A 16028-nucleotide genomic window follows, 5' to 3' on the forward strand; every position below is an offset into this window, starting at 1 on the left:
GCCGGACCACAGAGCGCCAGACCGGGTTGGATTTCCCACCCAGCGTTTGAGTTCAACCAGTAAAGCCTCATGACCACCGCGCTGCGACAGGCCCCGGCACCGGAAAAACACCGACTACCACGATGCAATTGGGGTGCGGTGACGGCGCTGACCCTGGTCGGACTGGTGTTTGTGCCGCTGCTGCCGGGCCTGTATTGGGCGCTTGGCCCTAGTTTCAAACTGGACGTGTGGCAGGCTTTGCTGGTCGATCCGCAATGGCCGCAGGCGGTGTCTGCCACGCTGATGTCGGCACTGCTGGGCACCTTGCTGGCGGGGCTGATCACCGCCGGGTTGGCCACTCGCCTCTACCCCAGTCCCACCTGGCAGCGCCTGCAGCAGCGCCTGCCTGTGTTGCTGTCTGTGCCGCATGTGGCGTTTGCTGTGGGCCTGTTTTTTTTGATAGCACCTTCCGGTTGGTTGGCAAGGGTTACAGGCCATTTTTTATCATGGGCCAGCCCACCGGACTGGGTCACGGTGCAAGACCCGTACGGCCTGAGCCTGGCACTGGCCCTGGCGCTCAAGGAAAGCTGGTTTCTGCTGTGGGTGCTGGCGGCGCTGATGGGTGAGCAGGCGGTGACACGGCAACTCGCGGTGGCGCGTTCACTGGGTTACAGCCCGGCACAAACCTGGCGCCAGGTGTTGTGGCCGCTGCTGCTGCCGCGACTGCGCTGGCCCTTGGCAGCGGCCCTGGCTTACAGCTTATCGGTGGTGGACATGGCGCTGATTCTGGGGCCGGGCACTCCCCCCACCCTGGCGGTGCTGACCTGGCAGTGGCTCAGTGACCCAGATACCAACGTGCAAGCGCAAGGTGGTGCCGCAGCGTTAGCGCTGTTGCTGTTGTTTGGGGTCATCAGCGCACTGGCCTGTGGCGTATGGTGGCTGCTGCGGCGTTGGCGGGCTTACCCCAGCGGGCAGCGTCGGGCTGCTGTGCCACACCCTTGGCCGTGGCAGACACCGCTGCTGGCCATCAGTTATGCGGTGTTGGCTGTGTTGGTACTCTGGTCGGTGGCAGACAGCTGGTTTTTCCCGGCGCTGTGGCCGGATGGGCTGTCCTGGGATGCCTGGCGCAACGCCAACCTCGCGCCATTCTGGACCACCCTGTGGCTGGCGCTGGTAGTGAGCCTGCTGGCCATGCCGCTGGTGCTGATTTGGTTGGAGTGGGGGCCACAACGCTGGAACGCGGTGTTATATCTGCCGCTGATTGTTCCGACACTGCCACTGGTGGCGGCGCAATACGCGGCCCTGCTGCGTTTGCAGCTGGACGCCACCGCGCTGGCGCTGGTGTGGAGCCACCTGCTGTGGGTCTTGCCCTACATGTTGCTCACGCTGGTGGGTGCCTACCGGGCTTTTGACGCCCGGCTGATGACCAGCGCCCGTGCGCTGGGCTGCTCCTCGCTGCAAGCCTGTTTACGCATCAAGTGGCCGCTGCTGCTGCGCCCCATGTTGACAGCCTGGGCGGTCGGGTTCGCGGTGAGTGTGGCGCAATACCTGCCCACACTGTTTGTTGGCGGCGGGCGTTTTGATACGGTCACCACCGAGGCGGTGGCCTTGAGTGCGGGAGGCAGCCGACAGGTGCTGGCGGTGCAAGCCCTGTTACAGGTGGCGCTGCCTTTGGCCGCTTTTGTGTTGGCGACGGTATTGGCACGGGCCTGGGGCCGCCATCACCAAGGGGTGCGCTGAGATGCTCAAGATCATTGACCTGAACCTGTTTCTGGGGCGCCAAGCGCTGCTCTCGAACTTACATCTGAGTATCCAGCCGGGCGAGATCGTGACCCTGGCCGGCGTCTCCGGCTCGGGCAAATCCACCCTGCTGAGTTGGCTGCTCGGGGATCTGGCACCGGCGTTTAGCGCCCAGGGTGAACTTTGGCTCAACAATCGCCCGCTGCACAACCTGCCAATCGAGGCGCGTGGCATCGGCATTCTGTTCCAGGACGATTTGTTGTTTGCACATATGAGCGTCGGCCAGAACTTGGCCTTTGCCCTGCCCGCTGGTCAACGCGGCGCAGAACGCCGTGAGCGGGTCGAGCAGACATTGGCCGAGGTTGGCCTTGCGGGGTTCCACGACCGCGACCCGGCCACACTCTCAGGTGGCCAGCGCGCCCGCGTGAGCTTGATGCGGGCATTGCTGGCGCAACCGCAGGCGCTGCTGCTGGACGAGCCGTTTTCGCGGCTGGACGCCGTGTTGCGGGAGCAGTTTCGCAGTCTGGTGTTTGAACAGATCACCCGTCTGGGCATCCCGACCCTGTTGGTCACCCACGACGTGGCCGATGTGCCGCCGGGCGGGCGGGTGTTGGACATCAGCAATTGGCAAGCAGACCATGTTTGACCGCGCCCTGAACGCCCTGCTGAAACGCCCGTTGACAGCGGTGGCCACGCACTTGGTGCGCCAAGGCTGGTCGGCCAATCAACTCACCTGGATCGGATTTGCCCTGGGCCTGCTGGCGCTGCCGCTGATTGCCCTGGGCCACCCGCTGTGGGCGCTGGCGGCCATGGCGCTGAACCGGCTGGCGGACGGCCTGGACGGCACGGTGGCGCGCCTGACCCGACCGACCGACCGTGGTGCGTTTCTGGACATCACGCTCGATTTCCTGTTTTACGCGTCGATTCCCCTGGCCTTTGCGCTGGCAAACCCGGCGGCCAACGCCCTGCCAGCAGTTGTGCTGATCTACAGCTTTGTGGGCACAGCGGGCAGCTTTCTGGCGTTTGCGGTGCTGGCGGCCAAACGGCAGATCAGCAGCGAGGCCTACCCCAGCAAAGGTTTGTATTACCTGGGGGGCCTGACCGAAAGTGTCGAAACCATGGCCGTGTTCACGCTGATGTGCCTGGCACCCGGCTGGTTTGCACCACTGGCCTACGGTTTTGCGGCCTTGTGTGCGCTGACCACGGTGACCCGCATCGTTGCAGGCATCCGCACCTTCAGGCCAGATTGAGTATTCAAGCGGCAGGCATCTGGGGTGGCGTCAGGCTGACTTCAGTGTCCTGCGGTACTGCATGGCCTCGGCCACATGGGTCACCTGGGTGCTGTGTGCACCGGCCAGATCGGCAATGGTGCGAGCCACTTTGAGCGCCCGGTGGGTGCTGCGCGCTGACCAGCCCAGACGGGTGGCGGCCACGTTCAAAAACTTGGCGGCAGCCTCGTCCAACAGCACAAACTGGTCGATCTCCTGCCCCTGCAAGGCCTGGTTGGGCTTGCCCTGGCGGGCCATGGCGCGTTCACGTGCGGCCATACAACGGGCACGCACCACCGCGCTGGCCTCCCCCGGCGGCGCCTGCATCAGCTCGTTGGACGTCACGGCAGGCACCTCCACATGCAGGTCAATGCGGTCCACCAGCGGGCCACTGAGTTTGCCCTGGTAACGCTGTAGGTTTTCAAAGTACATGAATTGGCATCCTTAACCAAATCAATGACTTACACAACAACGGTGAAACCCCATAGTTTTAACAGTTCACAGTAATTGATGTAGAGCCATTTACTGGTCAAAGTTACTGATCTCATAGCCGAGAAACTCAAATAGCCTTTGGCTTATCGAACCTTTTCCGGAATTAACTTCTTAATTTCAGACTCTGCGCAGAGAGGATCACTTTCTCAGCCTGCTTAATAGCCGAGATCAAATCTAACACACGCTTTGGCGCGACCTTGGAGGTGTAACAAAACGGACAAAATCACCGACGAGCATAGCCCAATTCCCCTGACGTTTCGCACTAACTGAGACCTTACCTTGAATGACCGGAACCGGGGAAAATGTAGTTCGGATCTGCAGCGTTTGCAGACATACAAGTGCGTTCTCCACTGGGGATATAGTTCTTAGCAAATGAAACCAATGTCGAAGCTTGTCGGTTATCTTGCTGTAGGCACAATGACGGCGGTGAATGCCATTGTCTTTGGATTCTTCTCGTTGTTCGCGGTGCGCGGTGATGGCGGGCCTCAATTCATTTCGACCGTCTGGATATTCGGATTCATTTGGGTGGCATTTTTTGCGGCGTGGGGATTTAGCCTAGTTGTGCGAGGCGAGCCACAGAAGGGGCTGAACGCAACGGCGCGCGCCCTCCCTATCATTTTTGGTTTGGCCCTAGCTTGGGGCGTAATCGCTTCATTCGTTGGAAAGTAGCGTCAAGCCCCTCTTTGAATATCCAACTCGTTGGTTGGCACGACCGTCCAGGCGCGGACTGCTGCTGTGCGCAAGTGCGTGGACGTCGGTCAAATCGAACGCTGTGACCGCATTGAAGAACGCCTTATGTCCGCTTCCAGCCTATTGCAGTAGTAGAAACAGGTACTCCAATTCTCAGTCCGGGTGTCACCAACATCACTTTCTGTGACTGTTTCTGGGCTACAACAATCTTTTTGCGGGTGCTCATCGACCATCTTCCAGAGGAATCGCCCCATGTCTGAAGATGGCATCTATAAAGCTGGGGCACATTACGAAATTCAATCCGGAGTGCCATTTGCACGAGAACGATCTTGAATGAGTCCATCAAGAGCGGCTTCATGGATCTCAAAATCGCTTTACCAGCATGTCGCGCAGCGGCCCCGTTTGCGTCGTCTGGAAGCCCTGCACGGTGTCAGTTAAAAACAAGTTCGGGCAATTGGGTTGAAACCACGATGGGCGGTCGTCTATGGCGAGCCATGGCGTACCTGGTGGGCGATTGGTCGCCAGCCAGGCCATGCACTCACGCTCTCGCACGAATGCAGGCGCTAGTGCCTGGTCCCAAAGGTTGGGCGTGACACCGATCACGCGGCTTTGCATGTCTTGGGAGAAAAACTCCCGCATATCCTCAAGCCCATGATATTCCCGCCAACTGCTGCTGATGACGATATGGACGCCTTGCAGTTCGCGCTCGCGCAAAACCGCCTCGATCAGATGCAACTGGCAAAAGACGTTTTCATCACCACAGGGTTGCGGGTGCGTGACACCATCGAAGTCAAGAAACAGGATCATCGCCGGGCAGTCCAATGGGTCGAGCTGGTCGCCTGCCTCAAAAAACACCACGTAGCTTTAATTGCAATCGGGTCCATTCATCAAAGAGATCACACCATTGCCAGGTGCTTTGTCCTGTCTCTGTATCTAGTGACTCGATCCACGAGTGGCCTTCATCCCGGTCGGGCTTCTCTGGGCTTCGGGACGCCAGCAATGCTTTGGTGACATTTGCCAGAAGTTCCGAATCTGTCAATGCACGCATGGTCATTGAATCCTCCTGATTGGTGCCATAAACTGATCCCAGGCTTGGTAGCCTGCCCTAAGTGCCCGTGCGTCGGCCAGCGCATGGTGTGGGGGCCAGTCCTGGGTGTAGGTGAAATTTAGCGCCTTCTCAAAAACAGGGTGCGTGATGGTGTGGCTGTCCAGGTGGCGTTTGTCGCCAATGTTGGGCGGCGGTTTCTGGTGAGCCGCGTCCAGCAGGGCGGACGCCAAGAGCAACCAGTCACCGCCAAAATCATAAACAAGCGTGACCGGTTCCGGCAAGTCGTTAAACCATGCGTGCAGCCGGTTGGTGAGCTGTCTGCGGTCGCAAGCTGCGCCAGGTACACGGTGCAGCACTGGCAAGACTTCTTTGCGCACAAATTCGCTGCACGCGTCCCGGTGATAGTCAGTGCGTTCGGCGTAAAACTCGCGGCCATCCTCACCCACAAGTGCAATGCTGATGAGGTCGGGGCGGTCGAATTGGGTGAATTCGGTATCGAGAAAAATTAGCATGGCGGTTCCGGCACAGTATCGAGTTCGCGAGCACGAACCACCTGCCCGGTCATGTCGGCAATCCCGCGCAGGCCGACGCCAACGGCGTCGAAACCAAGCCGGGCGCGTTCTGTGCTGTAGTCAAGCTGCTCGTGGTGGTGACCGTGGAATGTTGTTCTCACGCCCAAGCGGCGGGCCAGCTCGTCAATGGCGGCAAAACCATGTGGGTGTGCGCTGGGGGCCTCGTGCGTGACCAGGATGTCGGCACGCTGCTTTTTCAAGTCCTCGTAATCGACCGGGAAGATGGTGCTACGGTGCTTGAGTGGCAAACCGCCGCGCCAAAGGTTGCCCTTACCGCATTGGGCCAGATACTGTTGCGGGGTGTCAAAACGTGCCGGTGCCGGGGGGGTCCACACTTTGCCGCGAAACACGCCACCCAATCCTGCAACGCGCAGGCCAGCAATTTCGACCACTCGGCCATGCAAGTTCCGGTCGGCAAGGTCAGACCCAAACAGGTGATCGTGGTCGGCTTCGGAATCGGTGTCATGGTTGCCGTGGATGAACCAGAGTTCGGTCATGGCCAGGATCGGTGCCAGCTCAATCTCCAGGGGCCTTTGCGGTTGCAGGTCGCCCAAAAGGATGACGGCAGCAGGCCGGTACTCCTGCACCGCCGCGATGATGTGCTCGAATTGGCCATGCGGGTCGCCGCAGAAGAGGATCATGGCACCCGCCGTCGAAGGCTTAAAACTCGGGCCTCCGCTTGGGCGACGGCATCACGCACTGCTTGAGTTTGGGTGGTAGGCGCGGCCTTGCCTGCCCGCCAGTAAAGTCGCAACCCGCCAAATTTCTCTTTGATCTGAAAGCACCCCGGCAGATCATCAATAGCTACGCCACCGGTTACCATTTCATTGAGTGCCGATTCAATAGCGGTGACCGCATCTAGCACGATTTCAAGCCAGACATCCGGGCACTCTATGCCCCAAGTGTGGATGGGCGGATACCGGCGTTCTTGCACATACTCGGGGAGGCCGAGTTCGGCTCTGAGGGCGTGATCATCCTCCGTGAATACATCATCCGGGTCAAAATAGCCCTCTGTTTTGTGCCTGAAGAACAGTGGCGCGGCGTTGAAAATGGTATGGTCTGAGATAGCCATGCCTACCTCCGAGGGAAAGCTAACATTTGGACGCCAGTGTCGCCTGCAAACTGGCATACTTCTGACTTTCTAAGGACTTCCAAGCGTGCCTCCAGCAGTGCCAGCACGACAGGATCCGAAAGCCCAGTCTCGCTACGGGTGTGAACCAGCTTGTCCAGGTCGTCGGCGCTCCAGCTTTCCGGCTGATCGTCGATGGCAACCCAATCAGTTAGCCCAGCGCGGCTCGCGTATCGCTTTATTTGCTGGTAGCGCGTCGCCTCGTCCCACCAGGTGGAGAGACTGCGAAAGCCGTCGTGCTTAAACGACATGGCACTGTGCCAGGTAGATCCAACGACACGGGTACGCAATGCCTCTGGCAACCAGCGACGGGCACGCGAAAACGACAACTCCCTTACCCAACTCGTTGATAGTACGATTTGCACCTCTGGGAAGTCGGCCAGCGCCTCCACCAGAAGCGGTGCCCACATGAACAACTCACCTTCTGCTTTGAGCGTGGGTCTCCCCTTGACCAAAAAAGCTGAGTCCGGGTGCAGCACCCCGTCGTAGTCAAGAAATAGGATCACAGCCATTTTTCGGCAGACAAGTTGCTCGCCAGTGAGCCCTTGGACATCCCATCGGCCAGACCACCAGCACGCGTTCGAATTGTGCTCAACAGGATGTCCACCAGCAGAGCGGTCCCACGTCTTGCCGTACACCACCACGCAATCGAGTAGCCGCCATCGCAGTCCAAAATCATGAGAAATTTGCTCATTTAACGAGCAGGGCCTTTCCGCAAATAGCACTTTCGCCGCCCACGCGATCGTTTGCGCATGGCTGGAGAATTGGAAACAATACCAACATATTTTGAATTCATCGTAGAACCCACTCGCCGTGCGCTTTGATTTCGTCATACATCGCATCAGGTGCCAGGTCCAGCTCTCCCGGCCACGTCACAACACCAGTATCCAAACGCACCTGATTGAAGAACGCCGGGTCGTTCAAGACCTCGAAAACGCCGGTCAGGTGGGTAGGTTCAAACCTAACCATGCCTTGCACCCCGTCGGCAAAGCGTACCTGCAAGCTCAAGTTCCCTATCACCTGAACCTCCACCACGCGCCAAGCTTCCCTCAGGTGACTTTCCAGGGGCGCAATGCGCAAGTTGCTTTCATTGACGAATTCAATTGCTTCGTCAATCGAGGCGATTGAGCCATCAGTGGCACTTTTGGCTTCATCCGCCAACAAGTCTATTGCCGTGACATTGGTTTTTGACTTGCCCCGGTGTTTATGCATTTTTGCTCTAGCAAGGTTCCTGTGGAACTCTGCGCTCGCGGCATCGGCGACGGCTTTGTTCATGTCGTCATTACTGACGGTCCGGCAGACTTGTTGCGCAAAAAGGCCTTGGAGAACTGGCTCGACACCCGGAACGGGGATTGCAATCTCTGCATCCAGCATTTGCGCATGCAAAGCGTCAAGGGTGCCGAGTCCAAGTAGCAGCAGTGCTTGGCTACTGCTGATAACACCATAAGAATATAGATCCAGAACTTCAAGGCGTTCGTAGTCCGGACTTCCAAACTCCCTTCCAACCGGGGTCACATTCAACCATTCGCAATCCTCAGCGGACCGCCAAATAAATGCTGAGTGAAATCGTCCGTGAAAAAGATTCAGGACGCGCCGCTTGTTTGATCTTGAACTCATGATGCGGCCCTGGCTCTGAGCGCGTCCAACTCAGCTTTTGAAACAGCACGAAGTTCATCCTGAGTTGGAAAGTCGTCATCCGTGAATAGGCGTTCAAGAATAGCGCCACGCGCGTCCATGGTGGCGATGGCGTAATCAAGCCAGGAGTTGAATCCTGTCGGCAGAGGTATTGGTTTCTTCATGTTCGAGTCTCCTCTATCAAGTTCATGTCGACAGTCGCTTGCAGTGCAGATCAAGGCAGGTTACTCGTCGACATTCCCTGCATCTGAATTGAAAGACTGCATTTCGTTGAAGAGGGACATGCTCTGTGGGCATTTCTCAAGTTGTGAGGTAAGACCTCCATCTTTGACAAGCAGCCGTACCCCGGCCCCCCAGTCATTTACACCTGCCCGGCGCAAAAGGTCTGCAAATCGAGCAGCCAATCCATTTCCACCACTAGGGCGACCAAAGCGAGTAATAAAATACCGATTGGTCTTCTGCTGGTATAGACAAAATCTGTGCCTCACGCCATTTGCATAGAGGTCTCCCCACCGGCAAAAAATCTGTGCCAATCGAATTTCATGGGTGCTGATAAGTTGTCTGCTGGTTTCGTCTCGTACTACAAGCGCCTGCCATGTTCGATTCAGCGCAAGGCCATCACTCAAAGTCAATTCACAAACTTTAGTGAAACTCAAGCCCAGCCATGTCGCCGCCGCGATACAACAGGCATCTCGTATCGCACTGGCTTTTGCCTCCCTGGCAGAGGTTGTAGTCTGAATATCCACTTCCAGCATGCCCATAATCGTGTAGATGGTGTCGTGGGACAGCGCCTTCAGACGTGCTGGCAGCAACGCATCCAATGCCTTACCTTCCGTCACGCCCAGCTGGCGTTTCAACGCGATTTTAGAAATCGGCTTTGTTGATTTGGACATCGCGGCTTTTGCTGCCCGGACCTCCTCTTGATTAACCTGGTATCGCTTGCCGTAGAGTGATTCGTTGACTACCGCATATAGCCAGTAAGGCAACCCGAACTCCATGGCGCTAAAGTCGCAGGCTGTGATGCCCGCCGCTTTCACTGTCCCAACGAAATTTGCGGGCCAGTCACGGGTTAACCAGGCAGCCATACGCAAGAGGTCATGCCGGACGGAAAGCGAATGCCGCGCGAAATCGACTCGTGGGGACTGTGCAATCATCCGCAAAGTGGGAAGATATGTCGATGGTACTTTCGACACGGCAAAACGCGTCGCGCGACGAGGGATGCAGAGTACGAAAAACAGCGCACGTAAGCCCGCCCACCACAGCCGGGGGTCAATCACTTTCAGCGGCAGGTGTTCTTGAAGAACAGCCAACGGCGCCATTTCAATCCATTCGGATCGGGAATGGCGATAGGTTCTTTCCCTGCGTTCAGCATAGGCCGTGCCGCAGGATTCGCATTGGTCCAACGGTGTCTTGCGTTGATGTGCCAAAACGATTGGTTCCCCACACACGGGGCACCGGTCGATCAACGCATGGTGGTGTACTGGGCAACGCACCGCCGTCGCCAATCGCCAAAATTGGCGCCAATAAGGGACTGCGTCTTCGCGAAGGCAGGTAGTACAGATGGCGTGGCGTGCACCCTTGCGTTTACTGGCTGGTGGGACGTAATTGAGAACCCATGGATGCCCCATCAGACTTTCTTCTACACCAAGATACTGGAGGTTTTTCGTTAAGGTGAGGCTTGCCACTTCCTGCCGTGGCAACAGCGTCAAGTTGGAGAGCACGGCGGTAGCAATATGGCAAGTGGGTCCAAGATCAAGGCGTGAGAAATCCTGCAGCTTCGTCCCTCCACTGCGAAGCAAATTCCATGCATCCAAGTACCCGTTGGCCTGGGCCAGTCGCCATACCCAGGATGCCATGGATTCGCATAAAGTGGGGTCATTGCCCTCAATGGGATCGACGCAGAAGAGTAGTGATGAAAGACCCAAGCCAGTCTCGAAAGGCAAACCAGCATCGTCCAGTTCAGCGGCAAGGATATTGACAGGCATCATTGCCTCGCAAATGTTTGATTACTCGTCTGCTGTTCTGTCCACTGAAACAATGGAACTTGCGCATGAAGTAACTCACAACCCAGCCATTTAGTTAAATGCCTATTGTTTAGGCGCATTGCTAACCTCTGCAGAGGGATTGAGCTCTTCCTTTCAACCGTGGCATGGAGATGTTGCACGCAAGATGTCCACGCGTTTATCGTTTGCAAGGCTTGTTTCAGCGGGTCGTCCTGAGCGACGCCTGGATTGCCGTCTATGCAGGGGCCTAACGCACCCCGTTTCAAAATTATGGCTTTAGCACCGAGGATGAACCTTAACTTTGATTCCACCGAGCCTGACATTGCCAACACCCTTGCATTGAGCGCCCTGACAACGCGAACCGTGTAATCTGGTGTCCATCGATGTGCAAGCGGGTTGTTCTGCCCTTTGGGAACGGTTCTTTTCCGATGTTTAAATACTGGCACGGAAATGCATGCGACTGGCTGGGAAAGCAAGGGACGTTGGCGCTGTCGGGAAGGTATGTTAGAGGCTCTTGTACGCAATTCCAGCTGCGACAGCGCTTCTTTAATCCACTGCGGCTCAGCCTTGGTTAAACACATTGCTAACTTGTAACTATCCCCCGCACATGCCAACAGGTTTACGAAATTATTGGGCCAATTTTTTGTCAACCAATCCATGCATCGCAGAGCGGTATGCCGGTTCCGGACTGACCATTCCTCGAAACAACGCCTGGTGTTCTGACTGATATGGAGAAACAGGCCTCGAAACTCAACTGGAAGCTCACCATGCACTAGCGAGCCTGCTCTTCTAGGATCCTCAAAGTAGGTCAGTATGTGCCGGACCCCGGACCACCAGTGGTGCTCGCTGCTTTGAGCGACGGGTAGCGTGGAGGGCTGATTGTGCCCAGCCTTTCGCGCAAATGTCGGAGCCGCGTTTGTAGTATTGCATGCTTCGACAGGCATCTCGCTGAAATGCAAATTGCAACATTCACAGCGGTCGAGCGGTTGGGTTCGCTTTCCGTGTATTACGAAGTGCGCATCGCAATTGGAGCAACTATCCAGGAGCAATATATTGTGAAGATGACACTCTGTGGTCGTCGACAGGCGCCAGGATTGCAACCAAAATGGATCTGCGGCGTCCAGGACACACAGTGGACAAATGACATGGCGCATGCAAGGCCCAATTCGTTCGATCTTTCCAGACCTCAACATCCACTGACCTTTCTTATTCTTGGGCTTACCTTGGAACGCAAGTAAAGCTTGACTAAGCATGAGCCTTTCTACCTGTTCAAATGAGACGTTCGCTACAGCTGCGATCAGTTGAATATTGGCCTGCAATTTGTAGGGCGCATCCGTCGAGGCTCCCATAGTCAATGCACGGGGTCCAAATTCCGTAGAAAAGAGGCTGTTGATACCTGGATAGCCATTGGCATGGCAAAAGCGAAACAACCATGACCCGAGCGATTCCTGAAGTGGCACTGGACTATCTGGTCTGGTTTGCGGCGTCACCGGAAAAAGCGGCGCACTGAAAGTGTGATATTCACCGGCACAGAACGTCATGCTTCGTTCCTTCGCATGTAGTCATTGGCCCCTTTGGCGTGGTTGTCACCGTCTAATGCCGTTGCCGAGTAAGGCTCTCCGGGTTCACACAGGCGACGCAATGGAAAAGTGTCGCCGAATGGGTTGAGCCCAGGCTGAACACCCTCCCAAAAGTAATCCTTAAAAACTCGTGTCAAAAGGGTGAAGTTCAAGGAGCCTGATCCATTGCGTATTGCGACCCCGACCTGAGCCACAAAGCGGGCAATTCCACGGTGTATGCCGTCGGTGGCGAAGAAGATGCGACTTGCAACCTCTGGGCTGGCCAGCCAGTTTGCGGTTTCTTCATCTTGATCTATTTCTGACAATGCGAATATGAATCCGCGCAGGTCCTCGAATCGTTCCTCCAGATTGAATGCACGCAAGGTCAACGAGGCCATAACTCGAGAGCGCAATTGCATGTTGGTATCAAATAGGACGTGAGACCTGGATGCACCGGAAAAGACCGTGGGTAAGTTCAAGGACTCCAGCATTTCTTTGAGCGCGTCCCCAACGGCCTCCCTGGTGCGAATTTGCCCACGATCCGTCAGGTGATTGAGTTCATCCACCAGAAAGAGCTCAACTCGGCAAGCGCTGCACAGTACCCGCGCACGGTGTCGAAGGGCTTCAACGGTGCCATTGGCGCCGTGTAGACCCAGACTTTCTAGGAACGCAATATAGATACCCTTCACGGTTGGCGCTGACGGGATCGTTAACAACGCAACCGGCACGTGCGTTCCCCTCGTATTTCTAACTGCAGGGAAAGCATCGCGGTACTCTTTCAGGAGAAACGTTTTGCCGAGACCGGACTGCCCAAGCAAACGCAAATGCACTGGCCCAGAATCACGCTTGCCACTTTCGTGGCACTCCTGAATGCGCGCCCATGCTCGCTGAAAATCAGGGATTTCAATGCGAGTGGGCATCTGCATTCTTTCCTGAGCTTGAAGGGGGCTGGTTTCGTGTTGATCCTTGCCGTACGACTTTGAATTTTGGTGGGGATGATGCCGGAGTGCTCTTTTTCGGAGGCATCTCGATATCTGCGGCCACGGCGTCTACTTTTTCCTCTTGAACCGCGTTAGCAGCGCCGTTTCCGGAAGCCTTCACTTTTGACGTTGCTTTGGGCGCATTCACTTTTGTTTTTTCTGGCGTGATGTCGTTGGCGATCAAACCCAGAATTTTGAGTGCACGTCGGCGTTCCAGCATGGTCTTCGCGCGCACCAAAGGGCTGTAAATATCTTCCATTCGCTTGCGCGCCTGTGCGCGCGTGATAACCGTTCCGATGGGTTGGGACTTGTGGCGGATGGACTCCAATATGGCGACCTGTTTGGCGCTTAAATCCTTGGTGGCTGGATCATGATTTAAGACTTCAAACCGATGCAGTGTTACAGGGTCCTGCACCCAGATGCGATCCATCCGAGCGGTGTTGTACCTGAGCTGAACCATCGTCTGACCGCCAGGGGCAACGCGCCGACGCAATTGTTGTAGCTCCGAATTGTTAAAAGTACAGTTTCCCAACTCGATGCCGGTGTGCGACACCCTTCTTGTGTCGGACTCACAGCAGGTCACGGAGAGTTCATCGATGTCTCCGGGCAGGCGCACCTGCTCCAAAGTACAGCGTTCTTTCCAGGCGTCAAGAGAACTTGTCATACGCGCCCCTTTCTTGGCATGGTCATGTACACATCGACGATCCAGATGTGCAAGATGCGCTGCAATGAGTCGAGATCAAGGACTGGCAAGTTGGCGTCCTCAACATCTTTCCTACGCTGGAGGTTGATACCTGTGGCACCAGGAAGGGAGTTCAGCAGGCTCTCATTCAGTGTTCGGAAGAACCGCTCAATTCGCCCCTTGAACCAAGGCTGAGCAACTGGACAGAACTGCAATTCGATACCAAGTTCAAAGCATGCGTCTTTCAGTGACTTTGAATGGAACTCGACGCCGTTGTCCATTTTCAGAACCATGGGCACACCATGGCACGGCCATTCACCTTGCACTTCAGGGAATCGCTCTTTCAGGTATGTTTTTGGAGTGATGGCATGCTTCAAACAATTCAAAACGGCTTGTGCTGAGGCACCTGAGAAATCAATGTCGAATCCCATCAATGACCCCGTTGAGTATTCAGCTACAGCAGTAACGCGGGGACGACCCAGAACCAATTTTGTTTTAGGGTCGACCACCATGAGATCAAGTACGGTGTGGTCAATCTCCCAACATTCGTTGAACGAATAAATCTCTGAAGATCTGTTGGTGCTGCGGAACATGCGTTCTGCTGCCTTGGCACCATTTCGTGATGCTGCAACTTCAAATTTGTTTCTGGCGAGGATGGCGCGTCTGAAGGTGCTGTAGGAAGGAATCTTTGTCTTGTTGAATTGGGATGACGCATTTAACTTTTCTTCAACTCGGCGAACAAGGTCCTCATACGCGGCCAATATCGTGTGACCTTCAGTGGTTAGATACATGTTGTCAATGACAGCATTCATTTCATTCTGAACGTCCGGCGGCATGCGCGATTTATTTCGCCCACCACGCAGGTCGTAACGAGGCATGACTGCGGCAACATCGCCACCGCTACGGTAAGCCTTGGCTTGCCAGCGCTTCAAACTGCTGATGGAGGGATTACGCTGGCGTCCGGTGCTCTTCGTCACCTCGCCTAACAACTCTGTCAGGGCCGGTCCGGCTTTCAGTGGTATGTGTTCAGATGCAAGAGCACGAAGGTATTCATAGCATGCAAAACCCTCGCTCTGGGATTTTGGGCTCATGTCCGAGACGAATCGCCGCGTCACGCGGCGGACGACCGCTTTTTCACCTAACCCGCGTGGTCTCGGATGGAAGGCCTTGAGGTTTCCAGCCGTGTAGTGCTTGAGTAATGTTTCAATTTCGAGCGTGCGTGTGGCGCCTGTGTCCGAACGAAGTGTCAGCAGTTGGTCGTTCTCAACGCCTTGAACCACATAGGACTCACTGAACAGTCTAATTGGTTGATTTGCGATAAATGAAATTTGCAGCATCAAAATTCTCCTGAAAGGGTTGCAGCGCGGTGGTTCTGGTCAGGCGCTGGTGGGTATCAAAATAGGACATGCCTCGGGCCAATGCAACAAGCGCATAGTCATGGCCAACAAGGTCGGCCAGTTCACCAAAAGCCATTGGTTGAATTTCCGAGATTCGGCGATTCAGCGTCGCTTTCGCACTCGCAGTTATGAGTGTGCGGATGCCACGCACCAGATCCCTCGAATTGAGCCGGCTAACCTCACACGCGAGGTCGTTGTCCGTAACAACGACAAACCTAATGCCGACTTGTGCTAGCCACAACTTGACGGCGGCGTGTTTGGCTTGAATGTCTGGCTCATCGGCAAAGCATTGGGATTTGCATTCGCCGCATACCAGGTGATCGTGCCAATCTATGAGTGCAAAGTCTGGGGTGTAGTCGAAAGGAGTGCCCATCCGCTGCCAATGAAGGTATGCGCATCGTGAGTGGCTGCATCGCTGCCTCAGCGATCCGCCAGGAGGCTTCCAGCCGATTGATCAGTTCGCGTTCGATGGCGGATTCCCAGTGCATCTCACAATCGAAACGTCTGGACGGGAAAATGCCGCGAACGCGCACCCCAGATCGGGTGACGACTCGGCGTGGCCGCAAATTGGGATTCAGGTCAAGTAAGTAGGCGAGTTTTTTGACTATTGATGAGGTCATTCACAGCTCCGTTGCATTTTGGGCAAAGAAAATCCATCGCGAAGCAAAAAACTTCGCTAAAGGTCATGGGAGGGCTTGACTTTGCTTGCAGCAAAGATGGATACTGTGAGTGTCGAAGTCGACAGATTCATCTTGTCGCTGAGAAGCGCCGTATTGCCCTTGGGTAATGCGGCGTTTTTTTATGGGCTTTTCATATCTTTCCCTTTCTTGTATTGGGCCGGTGTGGGTTGCACG

At 55.8% G+C, this 16028-nt stretch carries 18 protein-coding genes and 2 pseudogenes; 4 read left to right on the forward strand and 16 right to left on the reverse strand.

Annotation, left to right across the window (positions count from 1 at the left end; genetic code table 11):
- Positions 1–69: 69 nt before the first annotated feature.
- From FDG13_RS00935 to FDG13_RS00945, 3 genes are read left to right on the forward strand one after another with little or no spacing between them, the layout of a single operon-like run.
- Positions 70–1719 (forward strand): ABC transporter permease, encoded by a 1650-nt coding sequence (locus FDG13_RS00935; protein WP_180124855.1) that lies wholly within the window; start codon positions 70–72, stop codon positions 1717–1719.
- A 1-nt stretch (position 1720) separates the two neighbouring features.
- On the forward strand, positions 1721–2365 hold the full coding sequence (locus FDG13_RS00940) for an ATP-binding cassette domain-containing protein (RefSeq protein WP_180124857.1): 645 nt from the start codon (positions 1721–1723) through the stop codon (positions 2363–2365).
- Positions 2358–2969, forward strand: a complete 612-nt coding sequence (locus FDG13_RS00945) for a CDP-alcohol phosphatidyltransferase family protein (RefSeq protein ID WP_180124859.1) — start codon at positions 2358–2360, stop codon at positions 2967–2969. The genes FDG13_RS00940 and FDG13_RS00945 overlap by 8 nt, the downstream gene beginning before the upstream one ends.
- Positions 2970–2999: 30 nt before the next feature.
- Here the strand turns inward: FDG13_RS00945 and FDG13_RS00950 are convergent.
- Positions 3000–3410, reverse strand: a pseudogene (locus tag FDG13_RS00950) (ATP-binding protein); the annotation flags it as partial.
- A 450-nt stretch (positions 3411–3860) separates the two neighbouring features.
- Between FDG13_RS00950 and FDG13_RS00955 the strand changes: the two are divergent.
- A complete protein-coding gene (locus FDG13_RS00955; protein ID WP_180124861.1) occupies positions 3861–4148 on the forward strand; it encodes a hypothetical protein in 288 nt (95 codons plus the stop codon).
- Between the two features lie 384 nt (positions 4149–4532).
- Here FDG13_RS00955 and FDG13_RS00960 read toward each other — a convergent pair whose 3' ends face one another.
- The 15 genes and pseudogenes from FDG13_RS00960 to FDG13_RS01025 all read right to left on the reverse strand — a co-directional run bounded on the left by FDG13_RS00960 (position 4533) and on the right by FDG13_RS01025 (position 15547).
- The gene (locus tag FDG13_RS00960) at positions 4533–4976 is read right to left on the reverse strand and encodes an HAD domain-containing protein (protein WP_180124862.1); all 444 of its coding nucleotides are present in this window, start codon (positions 4974–4976) and stop codon (positions 4533–4535) included.
- Between the two features lie 37 nt (positions 4977–5013).
- Positions 5014–5223 (reverse strand): hypothetical protein, encoded by a 210-nt coding sequence (locus FDG13_RS00965; RefSeq protein WP_180124864.1) that lies wholly within the window; start codon positions 5221–5223, stop codon positions 5014–5016.
- Positions 5220–5729 carry a 3'-5' exoribonuclease gene (locus tag FDG13_RS00970; RefSeq protein ID WP_180124866.1) on the reverse strand — a complete coding sequence of 170 codons (510 nt, stop codon included), beginning with the start codon at positions 5727–5729 and terminating at the stop codon, positions 5220–5222. The genes FDG13_RS00965 and FDG13_RS00970 overlap by 4 nt, the downstream gene beginning before the upstream one ends.
- Entirely contained in the window at positions 5723–6430 is a 708-nt protein-coding gene (locus tag FDG13_RS00975; protein WP_180124868.1) for a metallophosphoesterase, read from the reverse strand. Before FDG13_RS00975 ends, FDG13_RS00970 begins: the two co-directional genes overlap by 7 nt.
- Positions 6427–6861, reverse strand: coding sequence for a hypothetical protein (locus FDG13_RS00980; protein WP_180124870.1), 435 nt, complete (start codon positions 6859–6861; stop codon positions 6427–6429). Before FDG13_RS00980 ends, FDG13_RS00975 begins: the two co-directional genes overlap by 4 nt.
- 2 nt (positions 6862–6863) lie before the next feature.
- Positions 6864–7751, reverse strand: coding sequence for an HAD domain-containing protein (locus FDG13_RS20950; RefSeq protein WP_255435016.1), 888 nt, complete (start codon positions 7749–7751; stop codon positions 6864–6866).
- On the reverse strand, positions 7711–8535 hold the full coding sequence (locus FDG13_RS20955) for a DUF2442 domain-containing protein (RefSeq protein WP_255435017.1): 825 nt from the start codon (positions 8533–8535) through the stop codon (positions 7711–7713). Before FDG13_RS20955 ends, FDG13_RS20950 begins: the two co-directional genes overlap by 41 nt.
- Positions 8532–8717, reverse strand: coding sequence for a hypothetical protein (locus FDG13_RS00995; RefSeq protein WP_180124873.1), 186 nt, complete (start codon positions 8715–8717; stop codon positions 8532–8534). Before FDG13_RS00995 ends, FDG13_RS20955 begins: the two co-directional genes overlap by 4 nt.
- Before the next feature lie 60 nt (positions 8718–8777).
- Entirely contained in the window at positions 8778–10538 is a 1761-nt protein-coding gene (locus FDG13_RS01000; RefSeq protein ID WP_180124875.1) for a TniQ family protein, read from the reverse strand.
- The gene (locus tag FDG13_RS20960; protein WP_255435018.1) at positions 10538–11215 is read right to left on the reverse strand and encodes a hypothetical protein; all 678 of its coding nucleotides are present in this window, start codon (positions 11213–11215) and stop codon (positions 10538–10540) included. The genes FDG13_RS01000 and FDG13_RS20960 overlap by 1 nt, the downstream gene beginning before the upstream one ends.
- 444 nt (positions 11216–11659) lie before the next feature.
- Positions 11660–12097 (reverse strand): annotated as a pseudogene (locus tag FDG13_RS21335) (TniQ family protein); the annotation flags it as partial.
- Positions 12094–13035, reverse strand: coding sequence for a TniB family NTP-binding protein (locus FDG13_RS01010; protein ID WP_180124879.1), 942 nt, complete (start codon positions 13033–13035; stop codon positions 12094–12096). The pseudogene FDG13_RS21335 and the gene FDG13_RS01010, both read right to left, overlap by 4 nt.
- Entirely contained in the window at positions 13019–13759 is a 741-nt protein-coding gene (locus FDG13_RS01015; protein ID WP_180124881.1) for a Mu transposase C-terminal domain-containing protein, read from the reverse strand. Before FDG13_RS01015 ends, FDG13_RS01010 begins: the two co-directional genes overlap by 17 nt.
- A complete protein-coding gene (locus FDG13_RS01020; RefSeq protein ID WP_180124883.1) occupies positions 13756–15114 on the reverse strand; it encodes a DDE-type integrase/transposase/recombinase in 1359 nt (452 codons plus the stop codon). Before FDG13_RS01020 ends, FDG13_RS01015 begins: the two co-directional genes overlap by 4 nt.
- On the reverse strand, positions 15077–15547 hold the full coding sequence (locus FDG13_RS01025; RefSeq protein ID WP_180124885.1) for a hypothetical protein: 471 nt from the start codon (positions 15545–15547) through the stop codon (positions 15077–15079). Before FDG13_RS01025 ends, FDG13_RS01020 begins: the two co-directional genes overlap by 38 nt.
- Positions 15548–16028: the final 481 nt, after the last annotated feature.

Source organism: Rhodoferax sp. BLA1, assembly GCF_013416775.1.
GTDB lineage: Bacteria > Pseudomonadota > Gammaproteobacteria > Burkholderiales > Burkholderiaceae_C > Rhodoferax.

Excerpts from the sequence above, each read along its gene's own strand:
- FDG13_RS00935 (WP_180124855.1), top strand. The coding sequence starts at position 70 with ATGACCACCGCGCTGCGACAGGCCCCGGCACCGGAAAAACACCGACTA.
- FDG13_RS00940 (WP_180124857.1), top strand. The coding sequence starts at position 1,721 with ATGCTCAAGATCATTGACCTGAACCTGTTTCTGGGGCGCCAAGCGCTG.
- FDG13_RS00945 (WP_180124859.1), top strand. The coding sequence starts at position 2,358 with ATGTTTGACCGCGCCCTGAACGCCCTGCTGAAACGCCCGTTGACAGCG.
- FDG13_RS00955 (WP_180124861.1), top strand. The coding sequence starts at position 3,861 with ATGTCGAAGCTTGTCGGTTATCTTGCTGTAGGCACAATGACGGCGGTG.
- FDG13_RS00960 (WP_180124862.1), bottom strand. The coding sequence starts at position 4,976 with ATGATCCTGTTTCTTGACTTCGATGGTGTCACGCACCCGCAACCCTGT.
- FDG13_RS00965 (WP_180124864.1), bottom strand. The coding sequence starts at position 5,223 with ATGACCATGCGTGCATTGACAGATTCGGAACTTCTGGCAAATGTCACC.
- FDG13_RS00970 (WP_180124866.1), bottom strand. The coding sequence starts at position 5,729 with ATGCTAATTTTTCTCGATACCGAATTCACCCAATTCGACCGCCCCGAC.
- FDG13_RS00975 (WP_180124868.1), bottom strand. The coding sequence starts at position 6,430 with ATGATCCTCTTCTGCGGCGACCCGCATGGCCAATTCGAGCACATCATC.
- FDG13_RS00980 (WP_180124870.1), bottom strand. The coding sequence starts at position 6,861 with ATGGCTATCTCAGACCATACCATTTTCAACGCCGCGCCACTGTTCTTC.
- FDG13_RS20950 (WP_255435016.1), bottom strand. The coding sequence starts at position 7,751 with ATGACGAAATCAAAGCGCACGGCGAGTGGGTTCTACGATGAATTCAAA.
- FDG13_RS20955 (WP_255435017.1), bottom strand. The coding sequence starts at position 8,535 with ATGAGTTCAAGATCAAACAAGCGGCGCGTCCTGAATCTTTTTCACGGA.
- FDG13_RS00995 (WP_180124873.1), bottom strand. The coding sequence starts at position 8,717 with ATGAAGAAACCAATACCTCTGCCGACAGGATTCAACTCCTGGCTTGAT.
- FDG13_RS01000 (WP_180124875.1), bottom strand. The coding sequence starts at position 10,538 with ATGCCTGTCAATATCCTTGCCGCTGAACTGGACGATGCTGGTTTGCCT.
- FDG13_RS20960 (WP_255435018.1), bottom strand. The coding sequence starts at position 11,215 with ATGGATTGGTTGACAAAAAATTGGCCCAATAATTTCGTAAACCTGTTG.
- FDG13_RS01010 (WP_180124879.1), bottom strand. The coding sequence starts at position 13,035 with ATGCCCACTCGCATTGAAATCCCTGATTTTCAGCGAGCATGGGCGCGC.
- FDG13_RS01015 (WP_180124881.1), bottom strand. The coding sequence starts at position 13,759 with ATGACAAGTTCTCTTGACGCCTGGAAAGAACGCTGTACTTTGGAGCAG.
- FDG13_RS01020 (WP_180124883.1), bottom strand. The coding sequence starts at position 15,114 with ATGCTGCAAATTTCATTTATCGCAAATCAACCAATTAGACTGTTCAGT.
- FDG13_RS01025 (WP_180124885.1), bottom strand. The coding sequence starts at position 15,547 with ATGGGCACTCCTTTCGACTACACCCCAGACTTTGCACTCATAGATTGG.